The sequence below is a fragment of the Flagellimonas amphidinii genome (assembly GCF_013090115.1).
Lineage (GTDB): Bacteria > Bacteroidota > Bacteroidia > Flavobacteriales > Flavobacteriaceae > Flagellimonas > Flagellimonas amphidinii.
The window spans coordinates 48,892-70,262 of record NZ_JABFNN010000033.1 but is presented as its reverse complement, the minus strand read 5'-3'; the positions used below and the strand labels follow the sequence as shown (position 1 = coordinate 70,262).

The following is a 21,371-nucleotide window of genomic DNA, read 5'->3' as shown; positions in this document are numbered from 1 at the left end:
AGTTTAGAATTTAAAATTATAGGTTGCAGAAGGTACAATGCCAAAAATGGCTGTTCGGGTGGCTTCATTGGCACCGGTCTCCAAATTTTGACCAAAGGATATGGATGCGGCATTTTTTCGGTTAAAAACATTGTAGATGCCAAAAACCCATTCCCCTTTCCATTTTTTATCAGGTCTTCTATTGGGTCGAAAGGTTGCTGAAATATCCAATCTATAATAGGCAGGCAACCTATCTGCATTACGTTCAGAATAACTGGCTATGGAAAGACCTTCGTACTGGTATTGACCATTAGGATAGGTTACTGGTCTTCCAGTTTGGTAAATAGCGTTGGCCCCGAAGCTCCATTTATCGTTCAATTTATAGGCTCCGGTCAATGAAATATCGTGGGTTCTATCAAAAGGGGTACTGTACCAATCCCCATTATTGATTCCTGGTCCACCAGCATTTCCTCCAAAAGTTCGTTGTTCTGCTTTGGATAGGGTATAGGCAATCCAACCGGTAAAAGCACCTTCATTTTTTCGAAGCAAGACTTCCAAGCCGTAAGCTCTGGACTCACCATTCAAAATTTCAGTTTCAATGGTATTGTTCCCGATAAGGTCAGAACCATCAATATAATCAATACGATTATCCACAGTTTTGTAGAAAGTCTCAACCTCCATGGAGTAGATTTTATCTTTAAAATTTCTGAAATACCCTAAAGCAAATTGATCAGATAATTGTGGTTTGATATATTTTCCGCTGGGGGTCCATACATCGATAGGAGTTACAGAAGAGGTATTGGACAATAAATGAATGTACTGTGCAGCTCTGGTATACCCCATTTTAACCGAAGAATTTTCGTTGAGTTGATATGCTAAAGATGCTCTGGGCTCAAGATTACTGAACTTTTCAATGCTCTCACTCTTTTTATAGACTGTTTCCCCAATAGGGTCTGTTCTTTCGTAAATACGAAGCACATCATTATAAACCAAAGGCTGGTCATTCTGATATTCGGATAAGGGTTGACCTCCCATTCTGTTGAAATGGCTAAAACGGAGTCCATACTGTAAGGAAAGTCTATCGGTAAGCTTGTGTTCTGCACTAATATATGCTGCACTTTCCAAAGCACGTTTCTTATCCAATTGCAGTTCGTTGATGGCTGAATTTGGACCAGTTGGTTGAATTTGACCTGGATCGAAAATGTATTTAATGGTACTGATTCCAAAGTCAAGCTTAAAGGCATCACTGAAATAATACTTCAGGTCATATTTGGCATTGTAGTTCTGGATGGATGATATCCAGTCGAACTCAAAATCCTCAATTCCCAATTCATAATCATAATTGCTGTAGATCAATGATAGGTTGGAGAAAAGACGGTCATTAAAAATATGGTTCCATCGCAAATTCCCTGATGCATTGCCATAACTACTGCTGAAGGAACCTCCAATATCAAAGATATCTCGGCCAAAATAGCCCGAAAGATATAGTCTGTTGTTTTTGTTGAGACTGTAATTGGTTTTTAGATTGAGGTCATAAAAACTGGCACTGTTATCTTCACCTGCAAGCTTCAGGAAAAGATGTGCGTATGATCCACGGCCCGCGACCAAAAAGGAACCTCGATTATTGAACATAGGACCTTCTGCGGCTAGTCGGCTTGAAATAACGCCGATTCCCCCGGTCATAGCAAATTCTTTGCTGTTTCCATCCTTTTGGCGCACATCCAACACGGAGGAAACCCTTCCGCCAAATTTTGCTGGAATACCTCCTTTATACAGTTTCAAGTCTTTAACCGCATCTGCATTGAAAACCGAAAAGAAACCTAGTAAGTGGGAAGTATTGTAGATAATTGCTTCATCCAATAGGACTAAGTTTTGATCAACAGCTCCGCCACGGACATGGAATCCGCTGGAACCTTCACCATTTTTAGTCACTCCTGGTAAAACCTGAAGGGATTTGATGATATCCACTTCCCCCAATACTACGGGCATTTGCTTTACGGTTTTAATGTTCAATTTGGAAACACTCATTTCTGGTTTGCGAAGGATGGCGCGTTCGGGTTCTTCTGCGGTTACTTCCACTTCGTCCAGTTGAGTAGAGAATTCTTCCAGCTCCATATCTAATTTTAGATCTTGGTCTAAAATGATTTCTTGGAAAAATTCTTTATATCCCATGTACGAGAATACTAAGCTATAAGTGCCGGCTGGTGCGCTGATGGAATAAAATCCGTACTCGTTGGTCACAGCTCCAATAGTGGTTCCTTTTAGGAAAATAGAAGCACCAAATAGCGTTTCGCCATTGATTTTGTCCCGTAAAGTCCCACTAATCGTAAAATTGTCTTGGGCATAACTGATTGAGGCGCCCATAAGGAGACAAAAACCTAATAAGGTCTGTATGAGTCGTTGTCTCACTTTCGTTTTCTTCATTTGTTTTTTGATTTATAGGTTTTAGCAAATCAAATTTTGATTTGTTCGACCTTAAGGACATTCCAAAAAAAGAAGGGTTGCATCAATAGGAAAAAATTAATCAAGTTGATTAGTGTTCGTTGGTGCTGAGATGTTGTTCGTCTAAGATTCATTTCTTGACCCAAAAAGATTTTCTAAATTACAGTTTGATTTAAAATTTGACATAATGAGAAGATTTCTTTTGTTGATGGTCTGTGTCATCTCTTTGGTGGCCTGTGAAGAAAAAAGTAAAATACCTGTTTATGCTTGGATGGGAGGCCCAGGAGAGGCTACGGATGAAGAACTTTTTGCTAATTTCTCAGACCTGAAAGAGAAAGGTATAGATGGTTTAATGTACAATGGCGGGCATGATCCTGAGATTTATAGAAGAGTGGGGAAACAGGCGAAAAAAGCTGATTTGGAATTCCATGCCTGGATTCCAACGATGGTACAGGGAGAAAATCCAAAATTGAAAAAAGAGTGGTACGCTATAAACGGTTTGGGAGAATCTGCTTTTGAAAAACCGGCTTATGTGCCACATTACACGTTCCTCAGTCCCTGTTACGATGGAGTGTACAATTTTTTAGCGGATTTATATGGAAGTGTCGCTGAAGTCGATGAGGTAGATGGAGTGCATTTGGACTATATACGATTCCCTGATGTGATTTTGGCCCGTGGTCTTTGGGATAAATATGGGTTGGTCATGGATAAGGAATATCCTCAGTACGATTATTGCTATTCCGATAAATGCGTGGCCGACTTCAAGGAAAAAACCGGAATTGATATTAGAGAAGTGGAGGATCCTTCACAAGTTCAAGAATGGAAAGAGTTCCGCTATGATTTGATTACAAGCATTGTCAATAAATTGAATGGAGTGGCCCATTCCAAGAACAAAAAAATAAATGCAGCTGTTTTTCCTGGACCGTCCATTGCCAAAAAATTGGTGAGACAGAATTGGGGTGAATGGGACTTGGATGCTATATATCCAATGAACTACAATGATTTTTACTTAGAGGGTACTAAATGGATCGGGGAAATGGTAAAAGAGGAAGTTGCCAATGCCAAAAATAGAACGCCAGTTTATAGCGGATTGTTCATTTGTCCAAAACCTGAGAAAAAGGGCAGTGAAAAAGATCCCGAAAACCATGGCCTATTACCAGAAGAATTGGGAGAGGCGATTAAGGAATCCATGGTGAACGGGGCAAAGGGGATTTGCTTGTTCACACCTGATAGGATGACCGATGCCCACTGGGAAGAATTTGAAAAGGCCATATATAAGGATTACAATAACCAATAACCAACCAATTTTTTCCTTTGTGCCCGATGTCCTATTCTTGGTCATCGGGTATTTTTTTGTCTACGGTTCATCCCTAAAAAAGTACAGTTCAGTAATTCCTTCTTTAGATATGCCTCAAAGCAGCACAATTTTGCACTGTTACAAATTAAAAACGAACAGTCATGAAAAAACTAATTCTTCTTTTTGTCTTTATTGGCGCAGCTACTATCAATGCCCAAGACCAATATACCAAGGGTATGGAAAAGGCATTTCAATTATGGAAAGAGCAAAAAAACACAGAGGCTTCCAATTTGTTTGAACGTATTGCTATGGCAGAACAAGACAATTGGTTGCCCCATTACTACGTTTCACAAATCAATACAATAATTTCATTTGGTGAAAAGGATGAAAAGAAACTGTCCCAACAATTGGAAAAGGCTAAAGAATTTTTAGATTTGGCCAAGGCCATTTCGCCAGATAACCCAGAATTATTGGTGCAAGAGGCTATGATCAATACTGCTTGGATAGCTTTTGATGGAGCAACTTACGGAATGACGCTCTCTGGAAAGAATGTGCAGCTTTACCAACAAGCTTTGGCTTTGGCACCAGATAATCCTAGAGTAGTATTTTCAAAAGCCGAATGGGATATGGGTGCCGCCAGGTATTTTGGCAAGGATACAGCTCCCTACTGCAAGGATGTGGAGAGAGCCTTGGAACTTTTTGCTAATTTTAGCGAGGATACGCCATTTTATCCATCATGGGGTAAAGAACGTGCCGAGATGGTGTACAAGCAATGCAGCGAATGAAAAATACCACAAAATATAAGTATGTTGTTCGGATACTCCTAATATCCATAGTGGTTGGACTTGTAATTTCTGGCTTCTTTCTAGGTTTGGATGTGTTATCTGGGAATCCTATTTTCTTTGATGATGATTTCTTGAAGGATATAGGATATACTCTTTTTTATTCGCTAGTACTTACTACCGTTAATAGTGTCTACTACGATTATTTGAACCACAAAGTGGTTTGGAAGCGTTTTGCAAAGTATCGGATTGTATTGAGTGCTTTGGGAAGCATTGTACTGACAATGCTGGCTATTTTTTGGATTAGAATCACCATTAGTTTAGGATTTGAAGGGAGAACTTGGGAACAATTTAGTGCTGGAGAGAAGCCAATCTATTATGTGATTGCTCTTGTGATTACCATAGTGATATCACTCTTTTTCCACGCGTTCTATTTTTATAAGAATTGGCAGGAAAAAAAGGTAAAAGAACAAAAAATTATTGCTGGTAGTGCTTCAGCTCGATTTGATGCCCTAAAAAATCAATTGGATCCCCATTTCCTTTTCAATAGCTTGAATGTGTTGACCAGTCTTATTGATGAAGACCCTCATCAAGCCCAGAAATTCACCACCTCCTTATCCAAGGTATATCGATATGTATTAGAACAAAAGAACAAGGATTTGGTCACCGTAAACGAAGAATTGGATTTTGCCCGTACTTATGTGCGATTACTAAAAATGAGGTTTGAGGACAGCATTGTTTTTGAAATTCCGGAAAACTCCTCAATTGCTGATGCCAAGATTGTACCCTTGTCCCTGCAACTGTTGCTAGAGAATGCAGTAAAGCACAATGTGGTTACTGCTTCAAGGCCATTGCATATAAAAGTCTTTGAGCAAGATGATATGCTTACGGTAAGCAACAATCTTCAAGAAAAGCAGGTTGTAAAAAAAAGTAGTGGGGTAGGATTGCAAAACATAAGACAACGATACAACATACTCACAGATAGAGAAGTCATTATTGATAAGACTTCTGCAAACTTTAGTGTATCTCTCCCTATGTTGACCAAACAAGTTTCCGTAATGGAAACACAAGAGACATTTATTGAGGAAAAACGGTATTTAAAGGCTAAAGAGCGCGTCAAAGGAATAAAAGACTTCTACAGTAATTTAATTGCTTATTGCATTATCATTCCATTTTTATGGTGGCTTAATTATAGGACCACTGACTTTTTATGGGCATTTTTCCCCACTTTGGGCTGGGGATTTGGTGTCGTTGCACATGGAATGGAAGCCTTTGGTTATAATCCACTTTGGGGCAAGCGTTGGGAAGAAAGAAAGATCCAAGAGCTTATGGATAAGGAGGACTTTTAGTTCCTTTTGCTTTTTCCTTTATTGTAAACCTTTCTTTTTATTCGTTTTGTTTGAGGGATACAGATGTTCATAAGTCCCACTTTTTCAATACGTAAACGATCCATCCCTGAAAAACAACAGTTCGCGAATCCTTTTTTTCTACGCTACTTAACTATCACGAAGTTTGTCTTGTAAATCAAAATAATTCAACAATAAAAACAATAAAAACAATAGAACAATGGACGAAGTAAAAAATTACAGGTATAGAAAAGCTAAGGAAAGAGTGGATAAAATAAAGTCTTTTTATCAAAATATGCTCGCATATTGTTTAGTGATTCCATTTTTGGCCTTTATCAATTATACGACTACAAGTTACCCTTGGGTAGTTTTTCCAGCTATTGGATGGGGGCTTGGTCTCATTATTAATGGTCTCTGTGCTTACGGTTATGTTCCGTTTTTAGGACGGGATTGGGAAGAGCGTAAAATCAATCAATTAATGAATAGTAATGAATTCTAGTGATTCAGTATATTTAAATACACAACCAATCAACACAATCAGCATGGAAAAATTAGATAAAGAAAGTAAATATATAAGAGCCAAGGAACGGGTAGATGAGCTTAAAAAGTTTTACGCCAATTTATGGTCTTACATTTTGATCATCTCGGTTTTGGCCTTGATCAATTACCTCACCAACGGATTTAGTTATATGTGGTTTCTTTGGGCTGCATTCGGATGGGGCATAGGTGTCTTTTTTCATGCCATGGGTACATTTAACCTCAATCCTTTTTTCGGAAAGCGGTGGGAAGAGAAAAAAATTAAAGAGTTGATGGAAGAAGATGAAAAAACAAAAAAATGGAGATAATCATGGATAAGGAGCAAGAAAAATTAAAAAGAGCAAAGAAGCGCGTAGAAGAATTGAAGGGTTTTTATATTCATTTTTCAATTTACATTGTGATCAATGCCTTCATTTTGGTAAATATCTATCTCAATACCGACTATTTCTGGCAATGGCACCATTTTTTTACCTTGATAGGTTGGGGCATAGGAGTAGGCTTCCATGGGGCTAAGGTTTTTGGATTTAACCCAATGTTTGGAAAAAAGTGGGAAGAACGACAAATCCAGAAATACATTGACAAGGACAAAGAAGAAATGAAGAAATACAAGTAGAAGACCATGAATTCAGATAACAGCAACTATGAAAAAGCCAAGAAACGTGTCAAGGAATTGAAGGATTTTTATAGACATGTAAAGATTTTTGTTATCATAAATGGGCTATTTTATTTGTTAAAAAGTGAAATATTACTGCCCTATATCCCTGAAGAATTTTGGTTGGAACCATATTTCTTTAATTGGGTTGACATTAATGTCTTGATTTGGGGAGTGATTTTGGCCATCCATGCCCTTTACTTGAATAGAAACAAGTTTCCGTTCTTGAAAAAGTGGGAAGAAAAGCAGATAAAAAAATATATGGACATGGAGCAAGAAGAAAATCATAAACGATACAAGTAAACAAAAGCATAAAGATGAACGTGATTATTATAGAAGATGAAAAACCTGCGGCAAGAAGATTGAATCGGTTGCTTGCCGAACTTGATGTTGAGGTATCCACAATGTTACATTCCGTGGATGAATCTTTGGAGTGGTTCCAGAACAATCCGCACCCCGATCTTATATTTCTGGACATCCAATTATCGGACGGATTATCGTTTGAGATTTTTGATATGATAGAGGTCAAAAGCGCCATAATTTTCACTACTGCATTTGACGAATATGCACTCCAAGCATTCAAGTTGAACAGCATCGATTATTTGTTGAAACCCATTGATGATGAAGAGCTGGAAAGAGCGGTGAAAAAGTATCGGGATTTTAAGTCCGAAACCCGGAATATTTCGGTCGATTTTAACGACATAAAGAAGTTGTTGGTAAACCCTTTGGAACGGGAATACAAAAAAAGGTTTACGGTAAAAGTTGGACAACATTTAAAAATTGTAAACGCCGACGATGTTGAATGTTTTTATAGTGAAAACAAAGGAACCTATGCGGCAACATCCGATGGAAGAAATTATTTGTTGGATACTACTCTGGAGCAACTGGAAAACGAATTGTCGCCAGAAGTTTTTTTTAGGGTCAGCCGAAAATTTTACATCAATCTAAATCACATCAAAGACATTATTTCATACACAAATTCTAGGCTGCAAATCAAATTAAATAAGTTCGATGAACAGGAAATCATTGTGAGTAGAGAGCGAGTAAGAGATTTTAAGCTTTGGTTGGAATAAGGGGATTTAAAAAATTGATTATCAAATTATTGTAATTAATAAAAAAATAACTATAAATATTTCTTATAGTAGTTTTTTTGATGAAAAATCACTCAGTTTCTTCAACACGGTTTTCATCAAAAGCAGAAGGCAATAATTTTGGAATCAATTTAATAAAAATCGGCAATAAAACGGCTCCGCCTGGTAGCATAAAAATAGCTAACGAAGGAATAGTTTTAAAAATATCCACCAACTGATTTTGCACTTTTTTTCGTTCAGATGGAGTCAACTCCTTGACCGCTGATTTGGAAAGTAAGGTGACCAATTCTCTACTTTCAGCAAGCTCTTTTTTGAGTCTTTTACTGTTTCGTAAAATTAATTTACTCACATTTTTAGACATCCCATCATAGAATTGAAGCGCTAAATTTTGGTCGTTTAAATAGGGAACTCGAGAGGCATTTTTCTCAAAGAAAACTTTCACAAAATCCAAGGAAGATTTCACCTCGTTTTCTGTCTTTTCAAGGTCCTTTCCCAAGCCAAAAATATAACCCGTTTCTGTATGATCCAAGAGCTTATCTTCCCATAAAGTTAAACAGGCCATATCCAAAAAATAATCTTTTTCACAGGGGGCAAAATTTTGACGTAAAAGATCAAGATAAGTGCCTTCGAAATTTGCCTCGCTCAAGTCAACATAAGTTAAGGAAGCAGCCAAAAGTTGAATGAGTTTAGCATCCTTGTCATGTGTTTCTTTGGAGTTCAATGCTTGGTATACAATGTTCATGGTTACATACTCCAAGAGTTGGGCATGCTCCATGGTGGCCTTTTGTTTTTTTAAGTATGTCCGGAAAATTAGGATATCAACATAAAGTAATGAATTGGTAATGCTATTTCCAAAAGCCCTATTAAAAGCATTACCTCCTAAATAGATTCTGGAATCAATCAATTTCTCCAATTGGGATTCTGTGTGCTTCCCTGTCAATATTTTATTCAAAAAGGAAATTTTGCCAACTTCCAAAGATTGATAATAATCAAAAACAGTATTGACAAAAGTATTGAAGTCGGTTTGCCCTTTTTCAAACAGATAAGTGAAATAAAGGGCGGTCAAGAGATTGATTTTGGCAATCTCATCTTCAGTTAAGGAATGTTCAACCGGAATAAACGAGGGTATCTCTAAATGAATGCCATAAACGAACCCGTTGGTCTTCAGTTCATCATATAGTTCCCCAAAGTCTGAAAAATTGGAGGCCTTATTTGCCACGATATGTCCAAACTTATTGATCCAACCTGAAGCAGAGGGGTTCATTGGGCAGCTTTTACCATTCAAAGTAAAACAAAATATCACATTTGAAGGAACCAAATGGAGCTTTTATATAAATAATTTTTAAGAGCTTCTTATTTGAACTGAATGGTGGTTTTTCCAAGGCACTTACATCTGATTTTATATTGACAGTAATAAAAGCTATGATTATAATTTTTATCCAATGATAAACGTCATATTCCTTGATTGCTGGACGCGGTAGCTTTGACCCATATTTAAAAAGCATACGATGAAAAAAACGGTAATTTTTGTAATGACAGCATTAATGGGGGTTATGAATTTTGCAATAGCGCAAGACGCTCCCCAAAGTAACGATGGAAGTAAATGGCAATTCCGATTAAGGGGAATTGTGGTGACTCCAGATGAAAGTGCTGACATTGAAGCAATAGGAGGAGATGTGTCCATTTCGACCGCCTTTGTACCCGAGTTGGACATTTCTTATTTCTTTAACGAAAACTGGTCTTTGGAATTGATATTGGCCACAACCAAACATGATGTTGAAGCGGTGAGCACTGATGCCGGGGATATAGATCTGGGGCATGTATGGCTACTTCCACCAACACTTACGGGTCAGTACCACTTTACCGGAGGTGATTTTGTTCCTTATTTGGGTGCAGGCGTCAACTTAACACTTTTCTATGGAGTTGATGAAGGACCGGTTGCTGACGATATAGATTATGATACTGCCTTAGGTTTTGCGCTACAAGGAGGTTTTGATTTCATGCTCAATGATAAATGGTTTTTGAATGTGGATGTGAAAAAACTATTCTTGAACACTGATGCAACGGTAAATGCGACCACTGCCCTCGACGCAACTGTGGTAGCTGATGTTGACATTAATCCATGGATTTTTGGGTTTGGTGTTGGTGTTAAACTTTAGGATGGGTTTTTAAGGTTATTTGATGAGGGAAGCGGCCTGGATTTATCCAGGCCGCTTCTTTTATTTAGATGATACCTCATTCTTAAATTTTAAACGAAACCCGTATACAGGAATATCCCCTTGTTTAAAATCAAGGTCAGTGGATCGTTGAAACCCCAGTTTTTCATACATTTTCAATGCTACTTTCATAAAAGCAGTACTGTGGATGATTATTTGATTTTGACCTTCTTTTTTGGCTTTTTCTATACAGGCCACAGTCAATGCTCTTCCCACTCCCATACCTCTGGCTTTGGGGTCAACTGCCAATAGCCGAAAACCGGCAGCATTTTTTTGACTTGTTACAATTCCTTTGGTGCCATAATATTTCATATCATTGAAGAAAAGCACACCTCCCAATATTTTGTCGGTGGTGGAAACTGCAATCAAGAGCTCTGTCTTCGGCTTTTTGGTGAATTCTCCAATGTTGGCCAAGGTGTTATAATATTCCGGCATAGCATCGGCTTTGGGAAAGCCTTCCAAGCTGGAATAGCCTCTAACCATTAATTCCCCAATTTCCTTAAACTCGGAAGATTTGGCCTTCCTGATGATAAAGCCTTTTTTTGCAAAGTGTGACGCATAACTTTCATGGAAGCTTTGCTTTAAAAACTTATTTTCCAAAATATCCAACTTATTTAAAAAATCATTGCCAACAAACTCTTCAAGAATCTCCTGTATTCGAAACCATTCTTGTTCAAAGGTCGGCAAGATTTCTTTGCCTTTTTTGGAAATCTGTATTAAGGTTTTTCTACCATCTTTCTCATCTTTAAATGTTTCAAGATAACCCCGTTCTTTCATTTTGCGGGTAATCTTGATTATTGCAGGATGCGAAAATCCAAGAGTAGTTGCTATTTCGGTAACAGATAATTTTTCTTTTTCCTTGAGCAACAAAAAAATTACATGCCAATTGGGGTCAATATCTAATCCAAGACGTGAATAATGATCAATGGTACTGGAAACGATTTTTTCATTGAGTCTTTTCATTCTGGCAGTAAAACCTAAATGTCCAATTTGAGTTAAAAAGTCATTTTTCATATTAGAAATGTAACTGGTAACGCAAATATATTCAAATTGCGTAACTAGTTACATAGTTGGGTGTTAAATAAGAAAGCCCCATAATAGGGGCTTCTATATTTTAAAGCTTAATTGCGAAGAGTTATTTCTTTTCCAAAAGAATAGAAGCTTTTACAGCAACATCTTCCCAAGTTTTGCTAACGCCATCGGGTCCCGTGTGCAATTGAAAACACGCTTTGTTCAAAGAAGCCAATGCATCCAATGCATTCCATTTGGCTAGATTCATTGTGCCGGAAAATGTGACATGATTGTCATCGGTCATTTCATATTCCATAGGAAGGTCAGCAGACACACCATTCATAGATAGTTTGGCAGAACAATTTTTATTCTCATCAAATTCAAGCACTCCATTAATAAGTTCAGTGTTTTCCATTACCCCAAAAAAGAAATGTAAAATTTTTGGATCTCTTGTGTTTGTGGTATCATTTGTGAAAAGACTGCTTACTGGAATTGAAAATTCAAGCCCATTCAATGTTTCCATTGGAGTTTCTGAAGCGGTGTAGGTATAAGTAACTTTGGTAAAAGAACCTCCAACCGGTTTTTTCTCAGTGGTTTTATAAGCAGTGAAACGAATATCTGTGGAGTCTTCAACTACACTGTACACTGGCTTGGTTTCTTCTTCTTGTTGTGTTTCCTTTTTGGCTTTTTTACAGCTAAAAGCAGCTACAAAAACGACGGCTAAAGGCAATACAATTACTTTTTTCATCCTCTTGTAATATTTGGTTTGGTCTAAGTTACTCAATATTCAGGGAGGCAGCAATAACTTTTCAGCTTTATCCAATCAATTTTCCTACACTTAATATTTTTAACACTTTTGTTTAATAATGATCATAGATTTACCACGTTATTTTGTTAACAAGATTTAGTGTAACATATTTAAAAAGAGGATTTTGACCTATCTGGTATCCAATTATTACAACTTCTGGGTGTATTGCAATAAGAGAAAATCTTTTTGCAAAGGATATCAGCGTTTAAAAAGGGAAAGGTTCCGTGGTTACATTGATCAAAAAAGCTACGTGCAGTCCTTGCGTAAGATTCATAGAGCTGCATTGGAACTTGAATTGGACTACTTCGACATTCTACATATGCGCTTGTAGTTTTTAATCTACCAACTTACTGATTACTTGAGTTTCACTGTGTAAAGTTCTGTGGACAGGGCATTTATCTGCTATCTGCATTATTCTTGCTTTTTGCTTTTCGTCCAATGCGCCAGTAAGTTTTATTTCTTTATGAAAAGTATCAATTTTTGCAGCATCTGACTCGCAATTTTCACAATCCACAGCATGGGATTTTCCATAGGAAATGTGTACTTCTACATTGTCAACGGGCCATCCTTTACGTTTAGCGTACATTTGAATGGTCATTACTGTGCATGCTGATAGCCCGGCGGATACGAACTCATAGGGAGAAGGACCAAAATCATTGCCTCCATAACTTTCAGGTTCATCAGCAAGCATATAATGATTGCCGATTTTCATTTGAGTGGTGAAACCGTCTTCACCATTTAAACTTGCAACTACTTGATGCTTTGTATGAAGTGAACTATCCACTTTTTCGCTGATATCGAGGTACCTCTTCGCCCATCCCGAAATGACATCCCCAACATATAGCGAGTCTTCTTTCCTTGACAATAAATGATCCGCTCCATCTAATGAGACAAAACTTTTTGGGTGATGCGCAGCAACATAAATATCTTCTGCATTTTTAATTTCCACGGTATCATCTTGGGGCGAATGCATAATCAATAATGGTTTTCGAAGCTTTTTAGCAACTTGGGGCAAAGATTGTTCTTCAAGATCCTGCACAAATTGCTGTTTTATTTTAAAGTCCCGACCTCCAAGATTTACAACGGCCTCACCTTTCTCCTTGATTTCATCCAATCCATTTTTCAACAAATGCTTTACATGAAGTGGATTTGATGGAGCTCCAATAGTTGCGATGGCATTCACGGAAGTTATTTTTTGAGCTGCAAAAACTACAGCAGCACCTCCCAATGAGTGGCCTATCAAAAGGGTAGGCGCCATATAATGCTCCGCAAGAAAACCTGAAGCGGCTACCAAATCCTCTACATTTCCGGAGAAATTGGTGTTGGCAAAATCTCCTTCACTTTCTCCTAGTCCGGTAAAATCAAATCGTAGAACGCCGAAACCATTAGATGTTAGAGCCTTGCTAATGTTTTTGACTGCCAATAAATTTTTGGTACAGGTAAAGCAATGTGCAAAAATTGCAAAGTTATGAGGATGTTGGTCAACAGGAAGTTCTAACCTGCCCACTAAGGTTTCCCCATTTTGGTTTTGAAAACTAACTTTTTGAAGACTCATGCCCAAATAATTTTGATGAACAAGGGCCTTCTGTTTACAATTTTGCCACAAGGACTAATCAGATGCGCCCGAGCTCTTGTTTTTCTTAAAGATACCCCTTAAGTCGGGATTATAGAAGAATCCTATCTGTAACCTATCAAAAACTGAGCTGGTAAATTGGTTGCGCAAATATCCAAATTGAACACTGCTATTTTCAGTAATATGGATACCAACGGCACCGTACAATCTGTTCTGTCCAAAAAGGTCATCCTGTAAATTGATGAACAGTTCATCGTAAAAGTTAAGAAAGAAAGTATCCGTAAGCGGTAATGTAACTTGAATGCGATATCGAGCTCTGTGTTGTGTGTCTGTGGAATTCCCAAAATCCAAAAATCGCTGTTCCAAACGATAGCGGTGTTCAAAAAGAAATTCCCATACTTTATTCTTTAGAATAAACTGTTCAAAAATTCGATGTTCCCTCGAATCCATTGCGGCAAAAGGTTCGTCAAAAGTATTGTCGGTTTTGATGAACCCATAACCTATAGTGGCAATGGCAGTAGGATTAATGTGATAATTCAATCCGGTACGGAGCAACAACTGATTGAAATTACTCGCGGTTTCGTAATAACGGAACTGAGCTTCGGTATGAATGCTGAATCGTTCTGCTACTTTGTTCGTGCCAAAATACATGTACCAAGCTCCTAAGTCCTCTTCCCCAGGATTTTGAGCACTTATTTTTGCGATGGCTAGCAAGACTATCCATAAAACCCATGTTTTTTTCATTAATTCAAACTAAAAGTTTCTGTTTCTTTAAAAGGAGATAGCTCCAAGGATTCAATGGATGTTCGGTATGGTTTCCATTTTTCTTCAAAAAAGGTATTTGTTTTTTCCAAAGCAGCCTTTAATTCATTTTCAGCAAATTCAACAAGTCTATGCTCCGTGGCCGTAATCCCATTTTTTCTGCTTCCAACATAATAACCAGCGGTATTGATTCTTTGCATAACAGTAATTTCAGGATTTCTGGTAATGCCTTGGCGTTTGTCCTCTTTTCCTAGATAGAGTGCTATTACAGTATCAATTTGTTTAACGACTTCTTTGGAGGCTTTGATTTGATCCTTGAACTTTTCTTTATCCAAATCTGTGAGCTCTTTTTGAAACTTGTTGGCCAAGTTTTTACTTTCCACCAATTGTTTTACGGCATCAGCAGCAGTTTGTGTGTAATTTTCAAGTTTTTTTCCTGTCTCATACACTTGGTTGATGGAAGCTGGACTCACTTCAAGTCTTGGGTCTGTTTTAACAGTTACATTGGTTGAATCCGTCAAACCCCCATAATGAATTTTGACCTTGTAGGTTCCAGGTTTAACGCTAACTCCACCAGACTCTTTTTTATCCTTACTGATTTTTCTTGAAGGAGCATCAGGGCCTTTTTCATCCAATCCCCAATAAATTCTATGGAAACCTGCCTTTTTTGGAGTTTTATGGCCCAAGGTTCTGATTAATCTATCTCCATCATAAATTTTAAAGTAAATGGAATCCTTGGATTTTTCTTTTTTCACTGTTTCATCGGTATCGTTGTCTTTTTCCTCACCTTCTGTTTTTTCTTTGGATTTTGAAACACCCTCTTTAAGGTAATAGGTAATCATGGCACCTGATTTTCGGTTTTCTCCATTGTAAAGCGCATCACCTCCAAAACGACTGCCAGTAGGTTGTTGGTAGGCGGCCAAATAGGCATCTGGACTTTTAAAAAGACTGACTTCTTTTTGAAGAAGAGACATATTTCCGGCTAAAGCTCTTAGCGGACGAATATCATCCAGTACCCAAGCAGCCCTGCCAAAAGTGCCGATTACAAGGTCATTTTCTCTGGGATGGATAGCCAAATCTTTTGTGGAAACTGTTGGAAATCCTTCACTCCATTTTTTCCAAGAATCACCAGCATTGAAGGAAATATAAAGCCCATCATCTGTACCTAAAAACATCAAGTTGGGATTTTCCGTATCCTCAATTATGGATAAAGTATAGCTTTTTACATCATTTTGATCTACAATTCGAGTCCATGTTTTTCCATAATCCTTGGTTCGGTATGCATAAGGTGTATAGTTGAACCTGCGATAATCATTGGCAATCAACAATGCTTCACCTTTATTTGTTTTTGAAGCCTTGATTTGGGGAATCCAACTATCTTTGGGCAAGCCTTTGATGTTATTGGTCACCTCAGTCCAAGAGGAACCACCATTTTGTGTAAAATGTACTCTACCATCGTCTGTCCCAACCCATAGCATATCTTTTTCTACGGCAGAAGGTTCAACAACTAAAATGGTACAATGGTTTTCAGCTCCAGTGGCATCCATTGTAAGGCCACCACTTTCACTTTGCTTTTGCTTTTCTGGGTCGTTGGTGGTCAAATCTGGAGAGATTACCTCCCACGTTAAGCCTTTATCTGTTGATTTATGTACAAATTGACTTCCGAAGTAAACTGTGCTATTATCAAAAGGGTCTTGCCCAATACCCGCATTCCAATTAAAACGTAGTTTGGTGTCAGCATCAGGTGGAGTAGGACGGACCGTAAAATTGTTCCCCGTTTTCCAATCGTACCGCCTTACATATCCTTGCTGGCTCATGGCGTATCCGTATTGGCTGTCATCCAAATCAGGAACCACATCAAAACCATCGCCAAAAGCGATTTCCTGCCAGTAACTGTTTCTAATGCCTTGAGCTTTCCAAACATAAGCTGGGCCTCTCCAAGATCCATTATCTTGCATTCCGCCATACACATTATAAGGGTATTCGTTGTCAACGTTGATATGATAGAACTGCGCTACTGGAAGATTTCCAATAAAGCGCCATGTTTTACCGCCATCTTTGGTAATATTCATACCGCCATCGTTGCCATCAATCATGAACTGGCCATTCTCAGGATGAATCCACCAAGCATGATGGTCGGGATGAACCCCGTTATCCACTTGGTAGGCAGGCATCAATTGGGTAAAGTTTTTACCGCCATCTTCAGAAACATTCACATAAGTAAAAATGGAATATACCCGATTCTCGTTTTCAGGGTCTACATAGATTTCTGAATAATAAAATGGACGGTTACCAATATCATTTTTGTCATTGATTTTTTCCCATTTGAAACCTCCATCTTCAGATTTGTACAATGCGTTTTTTTTGGCTTCGACCAAAGCGTACAATACATTAGGTTTGTTTTTGGCAATTGCAATCCCTATTCTGCCCAATTCCCCTTTGGGGAAACCATTCTCATCCGTTATTTTTTTCCAAGTGGCGCCCCCATCATGGGTAATGTGCAGTCCACTTCCATCACCGCCAGATTTAAAGAACCAAGGGTCACGTTTATGTTCCCACATGGCAGCGATCAATTTATTCGGATTGGTAGGGTCCATGACCATATCTGCAACACCGGTTTTGTTGTTGACAAAAAGGACTTTTTTCCAACTCTTTCCTCCGTCGGTTGTTTTGAAAACGCCTCGTTCAGGATGTTCACCCCATGGAGAACCAATAGCACCTACATAAATTACATTAGGGTCAGTTGGGTCGATAATGATCCTATGGATATGCCTGGTGTTTTCCAGTCCCATGGATTTCCAGGTTTTCCCTCCATCCAAAGATTTGAAGATGCCATATCCACCATTTAGGCTGTTACGGGGATTACCTTCACCGGTTCCCACCCAAATTACGGAAGGATTGGATTGTTGAATGGCTACTGCTCCTATGGAAGCCGTAACTTCTTTATCAAAAATAGGCTCCCATTTGATACCTCCGGAGGTGGATTTCCATAAACCCCCAGATGCTGTGCCCACATACATAATATCAGGATTGGAATGGGCTACATCAATTGCGGTAACACGACCGCTCATTCCTGCAGGACCAATATTTCTGGGTTTCATGTCTTGCACAAGTTCTATGGAAAAATCTTGGGCAAACAAACTGGAAGAGAGAATTAGAAGGATAAAGGGTAATAATTTTTTCATTTTCGGAAGTTAATTAGTCGCCTAAAGATAAAGAAAACGTTAAGCTGAATTCTTAAAGTGATGTTAAGGTGCTTGTGGACAATAGTTTGGTTTTGCGTAGTTTTGAAACAAAGGCGTTCATTATAGATTCCATAGAAAAAAACAGGGCACCGTGGTATTATCTCATTTTGCTGATTCTAGCAGGTGAAGCGGTATTCATTCTACCTTTTGTAATTCCAAGAATTTTTAGACCTACAGTTTTAGATGTATTTCAGATGTCGAACTTGGATTATAACCTTGGTGTTTCGGTATATGGGATTATAGCGATGGTTTCCTATTTGTTGGGAGGTCCTTTGGCCGATAAGTATCCCCCGAGAAAATTGATTGCCATTGCCCTTTGGTTGACCGCCTCGGGAGGGTTTTTGTATGCGCAGTACCCAAATTTTGGAACACTTCAAATATTGTATGGCTATTGGGGCTTTACTACTATTTTTCTGTTTTGGGCTCCAATGATCAAGGCCACAAGGGTTTGGGGTGGTGCCACAGCCCAAGGAAAAGCCTTTGGCTTTTTGGATGGAGGAAGAGGACTTACAGGAGCTTTGTTCGGTCTGTTAGGGGTGTTCATATTTTCTGTGTATATGACTCAGGATGGTCCTGAGACTTCCTTGGAAATCAAAAAGCAAACTTTTTCGTATCTAATTTACGCTTCATGTGGAATCATTATGTTGATAGGTCTTATGGTTTGGTTTTTCATGAAGTCTGGAAAAGATGATGAGAGTGTCCAACTAGAACGTGTTTCATGGAAAGAAATCAGACAGGTACTTCGGTTGCCATCGGTTTGGTTATTGATGATCATTATTCTTTGTGCCTATGTGGGCTATAAGATTACGGATATCATTTCTCAATATGCAGAAGAGGTGATGTTATATGACCAGGTGGGTTCTGCAAAAGTGGGCACGTTGTTGCAATTTCTGCGCCCAACAACTGGAATTGTTCTGGGGTTGATGGCCGATCGACTTAGGATTACCCTTTTGTTGGTGGTAGGTTTTGTGTTGACTTTTGCCGGAGGGATTCTTTTTGCAACTGGAATTATTGCCCCAAGCACAACTTTTTTGTTTTTCATGTCAGTTGTTATAATAGGTTTGGGGGTATATGCTTGCAGGGCATTATATTTTGGAGTGATGAGAGTAGGGAAAATTCCATTGGCCTTAACGGGAACGGCTGTGGGACTTATTTCATTGATTGGATACACTCCAGATATTTTTGCTGGACCAGCTTATGGTTATCTATTAGATCAGAATCCTGGGGAAATTGGCCATCAACATGTGTTTTGGATGTTGAGCGGTTTTGCTTTTGTGGGAGGAATTACAGCTTGGATTTACCTAAGATTGTATGGTGAAAGTTCTTTATGATTCTTTATAAAATTATCTCGTATTTCTTGATTTCACATTGTTTTCACAGAGGTGGATAATCTCTTCGATTCGTTTTTGACGCGTTGCCTCACGTTTGGCCTGTTTTAACCAATACAGATAACTTTTACGTTGTCCATGGGTAAATTGGTTAAAATTATGCAGTGCTTTTTTATTGTTGTTGAATGCTTTTTGCAAATCAGGCGGGACAATTCCCTTTTCCACATCATCCAAAACAGTCCAAGAACCATTTTGTTTGGCAATTGCAATAGCTTCCATCCCGCTTTGATGCATTAAGCCCATATCGGACAACTCTTTAATATGATCTTTGTTGACTTTGCTCCAAACACTTTTAGGTTTTCTAGGACAGAAATATTGCCTTCGTTTTCCGTTTCCCAAACTCTTTACAGTACTATCTATCCAACCATAACAAAGTGCCACACGAACAGCTTCTTCCCATCGCATACTTTCGTTTACATGGGCCACTGTATAAAAAATAAGATAGATTCCTTCAGAAGAGCGGTGATTTAGATGTAGCCATTTGCGCCATTCCTTATCATTTTTGAAATAGTGCTCTGGATACTTTTCCATGTCAGATTTTTTGTGTTTCGATATAAAAATTATTGTCAAAAATCATTTCCTCACCCGTTAGTTGCTCTGTTTTCCATTCATGATTGGGAAACAACCACTGTTCTTGCCCATCAACAAAAACCCGAATGGGCATATCAAAATCCTCAACAATGTTCACATATCGGTGCTTAATAGAGCCATCTTCTAGTTGGTATTCCAGTTTTGGAATCATGGTAGTCCTCAAATACTGGTTAAAGAAGGCGGAGAGGTCTTTTTTGGTTTTTTTACTGATGTAATTTTCAACTTGTTGGGTGGTTACAGTTTTGTGGTAAAACTCAGCATTCAATCCTCTTAAAATAATGCGCCAAAGCTCATCGTCTTCAATAAGTTGACGCAGTGTGTGAAGAATATTTGCACCTTTATAATACATATCGCCAGAACCACTTTTATTTACACCGTAAGGACCAATGATAGGTCTGTCGTTCAGGACATTGGCACGAGTGCCAATTACATATTCTGCTGAAGCTTTGGTGCCAAAATGATAATCCAAATACAAGTTTTCAGAATATGCAGTGAATCCTTCATGCACCCACATGTCTGCAATATCTTTATAGGTGATGTTATTGGCAAACCATTCATGGCCAGCTTCATGGATGATGATAAAATCAAACTTTAATCCCCATCCCGAACCGGATAAATCTCTGCCTAAATAACCATTTTGGTATTTGTTTCCGTAGGTAACAGAACTTTGGTGTTCCATGCCCAAGTAGGGGACTTCTACCAATTTAAAACCATCTTCGTAGAAGGGATAGGGGCCAAACCAATGTTCAAAAGCTTTTAGCATTAAAGCAGCTTGTTTGAACTGTTCCTTAGCTTTTTCCAAATTTTCAGGAAGTACATAGAAATCCAAATCCAAGATGCCTTTTTCACCTTCAAATTTTTCTCCAAAGTGCACGTAGTTTCCAATATTCACGTTCACTCCGTAATTGTTGATGGGGTTGGAGACAAACCAGTGATAGGTTTTAAAGTCGCCATTTTCCTCTACGCGCTCTAACTTTCCGTTGGAAACATCCACAAGGTTTTTGGGAACGGCCACACTTATACGCATGCTGTCAACTTCATCGTACATATGGTCTTTGTTGGGCCACCAAACACTGGCACCCAGACCTTGGCAAGATGTTGCTACAAACGAATTGCCATTATCATCTTTTTTCCAAGAAAAACCACCATCCCAAGGAGCTCTGACAGCCTTTCGGGGTTTTCCAGAATATTTCACCAAAAGTTCATTGAATTCCCCTGGGATCTGCTCTTTTTTAAGTTTGATGAAATGAGCAGAACCTTCTGAAGAGAACTCCAATTCCTTGCCGTTTTGTACAATGGATTCAATTTGCATGGGTTCTTGAAGGTCCAATTGTAGTACTTCGGCCTTTTCCAATACTTTGTATCGTACAAGATTACTACCAGAAATGAATTCTTTATCGGGTTCCACTTTGATGTCGAGATGGTAGTAATTCAAATCCCACCATTCCCGTTCTGGGGTAATGCTTCCGCGTAGGGTGTCTTGACGGGTGAAATTTTGGGCCGAAACGGCCAAAGAGGTTAAAAATAGTACTGCTAGTAGTGTCTTCTTCATGTTTATCTATATACTTTATTAGGGAAAACCACGGGGCTTTCATGTCCATTTTCACCAACGGATGCTATTCCGAAAAAATAATTGTCAACAACTATGCCT

Annotated in this window: 19 protein-coding genes; 10 read left to right on the top strand and 9 right to left on the bottom strand. The window is 38.5% G+C overall.

From position 1 onward, the window contains the following. Positions 1-3: 3 nt before the first annotated feature. Positions 4-2,403, bottom strand: a complete 2,400-nt coding sequence (locus HJC33_RS10040; protein WP_246245521.1) for a TonB-dependent receptor — start codon at positions 2,401-2,403, stop codon at positions 4-6. A gap of 205 nt (positions 2,404-2,608) precedes the next feature. Between HJC33_RS10040 and HJC33_RS10035 the strand changes: the two genes are divergently transcribed. The 8 genes from HJC33_RS10035 (at position 2,609) to HJC33_RS10000 (ending at position 8,108) form a co-directional block, all read left to right on the top strand. Beyond that, complete coding sequence (locus tag HJC33_RS10035; RefSeq protein WP_171658693.1) at positions 2,609-3,718, top strand: glycoside hydrolase family protein; 1,110 nt, start codon at positions 2,609-2,611, stop codon at positions 3,716-3,718. 161 nt (positions 3,719-3,879) lie between these two features. Beyond that, positions 3,880-4,503, top strand: a complete 624-nt coding sequence (locus HJC33_RS10030; RefSeq protein ID WP_171658692.1) for a tetratricopeptide repeat protein — start codon at positions 3,880-3,882, stop codon at positions 4,501-4,503. Then, positions 4,500-5,849, top strand: coding sequence for a 2TM domain-containing protein (locus HJC33_RS10025; RefSeq protein ID WP_171658691.1), 1,350 nt, complete (start codon positions 4,500-4,502; stop codon positions 5,847-5,849). The genes HJC33_RS10030 and HJC33_RS10025 overlap by 4 nt, the downstream gene beginning before the upstream one ends. 217 nt (positions 5,850-6,066) lie before the next feature. Further along, a complete protein-coding gene (locus HJC33_RS10020) occupies positions 6,067-6,345 on the top strand; it encodes a 2TM domain-containing protein (RefSeq protein ID WP_171658690.1) in 279 nt (92 codons plus the stop codon). Positions 6,346-6,388: 43 nt separating this feature from the next. After that, positions 6,389-6,691 (top strand): 2TM domain-containing protein, encoded by a 303-nt coding sequence (locus tag HJC33_RS10015; RefSeq protein ID WP_171658689.1) that lies wholly within the window; start codon positions 6,389-6,391, stop codon positions 6,689-6,691. Then, on the top strand, positions 6,682-6,996 hold the full coding sequence (locus HJC33_RS10010; protein ID WP_171658688.1) for a 2TM domain-containing protein: 315 nt from the start codon (positions 6,682-6,684) through the stop codon (positions 6,994-6,996). Before HJC33_RS10015 ends, HJC33_RS10010 begins: the two co-directional genes overlap by 10 nt. Positions 6,997-7,002: 6 nt before the next feature. Further along, the gene (locus HJC33_RS10005) at positions 7,003-7,338 is read left to right on the top strand and encodes a 2TM domain-containing protein (RefSeq protein ID WP_171658687.1); all 336 of its coding nucleotides are present in this window, start codon (positions 7,003-7,005) and stop codon (positions 7,336-7,338) included. Between the two features lie 14 nt (positions 7,339-7,352). Next, positions 7,353-8,108, top strand: a complete 756-nt coding sequence (locus HJC33_RS10000; protein WP_171658686.1) for a LytR/AlgR family response regulator transcription factor — start codon at positions 7,353-7,355, stop codon at positions 8,106-8,108. 88 nt (positions 8,109-8,196) lie between these two features. Here the strand turns inward: HJC33_RS10000 and HJC33_RS09995 are convergent, their stop codons facing one another. Beyond that, positions 8,197-9,390 carry an LETM1-related biofilm-associated protein gene (locus HJC33_RS09995; protein WP_171658685.1) on the bottom strand — a complete coding sequence of 398 codons (1,194 nt, stop codon included), beginning with the start codon at positions 9,388-9,390 and terminating at the stop codon, positions 8,197-8,199. A gap of 244 nt (positions 9,391-9,634) precedes the next feature. Between HJC33_RS09995 and HJC33_RS09990 the strand changes: the two genes are divergently transcribed. After that, a complete protein-coding gene (locus tag HJC33_RS09990) occupies positions 9,635-10,285 on the top strand; it encodes an OmpW/AlkL family protein (protein WP_171658684.1) in 651 nt (216 codons plus the stop codon). A 60-nt stretch (positions 10,286-10,345) separates the two neighbouring features. Here HJC33_RS09990 and HJC33_RS09985 read toward each other — a convergent pair whose 3' ends face one another. The 5 genes from HJC33_RS09985 to HJC33_RS09965 form a co-directional block, all read right to left on the bottom strand. Then, positions 10,346-11,356, bottom strand: coding sequence for a bifunctional helix-turn-helix transcriptional regulator/GNAT family N-acetyltransferase (locus HJC33_RS09985; protein WP_171658683.1), 1,011 nt, complete (start codon positions 11,354-11,356; stop codon positions 10,346-10,348). Positions 11,357-11,477: 121 nt separating this feature from the next. Further along, positions 11,478-12,101: a hypothetical protein gene (locus HJC33_RS09980; protein WP_171658682.1), complete on the bottom strand. Its 624-nt coding sequence runs from the start codon at positions 12,099-12,101 to the stop codon at positions 11,478-11,480. Positions 12,102-12,495: 394 nt separating this feature from the next. Next, the gene (locus HJC33_RS09975; protein ID WP_171658681.1) at positions 12,496-13,716 is read right to left on the bottom strand and encodes a bifunctional alpha/beta hydrolase/OsmC family protein; all 1,221 of its coding nucleotides are present in this window, start codon (positions 13,714-13,716) and stop codon (positions 12,496-12,498) included. Positions 13,717-13,770: 54 nt separating this feature from the next. Further along, positions 13,771-14,478, bottom strand: a complete 708-nt coding sequence (locus tag HJC33_RS09970) for a DUF2490 domain-containing protein (RefSeq protein WP_171658680.1) — start codon at positions 14,476-14,478, stop codon at positions 13,771-13,773. After that, positions 14,478-17,681, bottom strand: a complete 3,204-nt coding sequence (locus HJC33_RS09965) for a WD40/YVTN/BNR-like repeat-containing protein (RefSeq protein ID WP_171658679.1) — start codon at positions 17,679-17,681, stop codon at positions 14,478-14,480. The genes HJC33_RS09970 and HJC33_RS09965 overlap by 1 nt, the downstream gene beginning before the upstream one ends. A gap of 131 nt (positions 17,682-17,812) precedes the next feature. Between HJC33_RS09965 and HJC33_RS09960 the strand changes: the two genes are divergently transcribed. Further along, positions 17,813-19,072 (top strand): MFS transporter, encoded by a 1,260-nt coding sequence (locus tag HJC33_RS09960; RefSeq protein WP_171658725.1) that lies wholly within the window; start codon positions 17,813-17,815, stop codon positions 19,070-19,072. A 12-nt stretch (positions 19,073-19,084) separates the two neighbouring features. On the opposite strand, the gene HJC33_RS09955 is transcribed toward HJC33_RS09960, so the two are convergent. Continuing rightward, complete coding sequence (locus HJC33_RS09955) at positions 19,085-19,660, bottom strand: YdeI/OmpD-associated family protein (RefSeq protein WP_171658678.1); 576 nt, start codon at positions 19,658-19,660, stop codon at positions 19,085-19,087. Between the two features lies 1 nt (position 19,661). Continuing rightward, positions 19,662-21,272, bottom strand: coding sequence for a M1 family metallopeptidase (locus HJC33_RS09950; RefSeq protein ID WP_171658677.1), 1,611 nt, complete (start codon positions 21,270-21,272; stop codon positions 19,662-19,664). Positions 21,273-21,371 lie beyond the last annotated feature (99 nt).

What these genes read in the sequence shown, in the direction of transcription:
- HJC33_RS09985 (WP_171658683.1), bottom strand. Translation starts at nt 11,356, where the DNA reads ATGAAAAATGACTTTTTAACTCAAATTGGACATTTAGGTTTTACTGCC.
- HJC33_RS10010 (WP_171658688.1), top strand. Translation starts at nt 6,682, where the DNA reads ATGGAGATAATCATGGATAAGGAGCAAGAAAAATTAAAAAGAGCAAAG.
- HJC33_RS10015 (WP_171658689.1), top strand. Translation starts at nt 6,389, where the DNA reads ATGGAAAAATTAGATAAAGAAAGTAAATATATAAGAGCCAAGGAACGG.
- HJC33_RS10025 (WP_171658691.1), top strand. Translation starts at nt 4,500, where the DNA reads ATGAAAAATACCACAAAATATAAGTATGTTGTTCGGATACTCCTAATA.
- HJC33_RS10000 (WP_171658686.1), top strand. Translation starts at nt 7,353, where the DNA reads ATGAACGTGATTATTATAGAAGATGAAAAACCTGCGGCAAGAAGATTG.
- HJC33_RS10020 (WP_171658690.1), top strand. Translation starts at nt 6,067, where the DNA reads ATGGACGAAGTAAAAAATTACAGGTATAGAAAAGCTAAGGAAAGAGTG.
- HJC33_RS09990 (WP_171658684.1), top strand. Translation starts at nt 9,635, where the DNA reads ATGAAAAAAACGGTAATTTTTGTAATGACAGCATTAATGGGGGTTATG.
- HJC33_RS10035 (WP_171658693.1), top strand. Translation starts at nt 2,609, where the DNA reads ATGAGAAGATTTCTTTTGTTGATGGTCTGTGTCATCTCTTTGGTGGCC.
- HJC33_RS09975 (WP_171658681.1), bottom strand. Translation starts at nt 13,716, where the DNA reads ATGAGTCTTCAAAAAGTTAGTTTTCAAAACCAAAATGGGGAAACCTTA.
- HJC33_RS09995 (WP_171658685.1), bottom strand. Translation starts at nt 9,390, where the DNA reads ATGAACCCCTCTGCTTCAGGTTGGATCAATAAGTTTGGACATATCGTG.
- HJC33_RS09970 (WP_171658680.1), bottom strand. Translation starts at nt 14,478, where the DNA reads ATGAAAAAAACATGGGTTTTATGGATAGTCTTGCTAGCCATCGCAAAA.
- HJC33_RS10040 (WP_246245521.1), bottom strand. Translation starts at nt 2,403, where the DNA reads ATGAAGAAAACGAAAGTGAGACAACGACTCATACAGACCTTATTAGGT.
- HJC33_RS09965 (WP_171658679.1), bottom strand. Translation starts at nt 17,681, where the DNA reads ATGAAAAAATTATTACCCTTTATCCTTCTAATTCTCTCTTCCAGTTTG.
- HJC33_RS09950 (WP_171658677.1), bottom strand. Translation starts at nt 21,272, where the DNA reads ATGAAGAAGACACTACTAGCAGTACTATTTTTAACCTCTTTGGCCGTT.
- HJC33_RS09980 (WP_171658682.1), bottom strand. Translation starts at nt 12,101, where the DNA reads ATGAAAAAAGTAATTGTATTGCCTTTAGCCGTCGTTTTTGTAGCTGCT.
- HJC33_RS10030 (WP_171658692.1), top strand. Translation starts at nt 3,880, where the DNA reads ATGAAAAAACTAATTCTTCTTTTTGTCTTTATTGGCGCAGCTACTATC.
- HJC33_RS10005 (WP_171658687.1), top strand. Translation starts at nt 7,003, where the DNA reads ATGAATTCAGATAACAGCAACTATGAAAAAGCCAAGAAACGTGTCAAG.
- HJC33_RS09955 (WP_171658678.1), bottom strand. Translation starts at nt 19,660, where the DNA reads ATGGAAAAGTATCCAGAGCACTATTTCAAAAATGATAAGGAATGGCGC.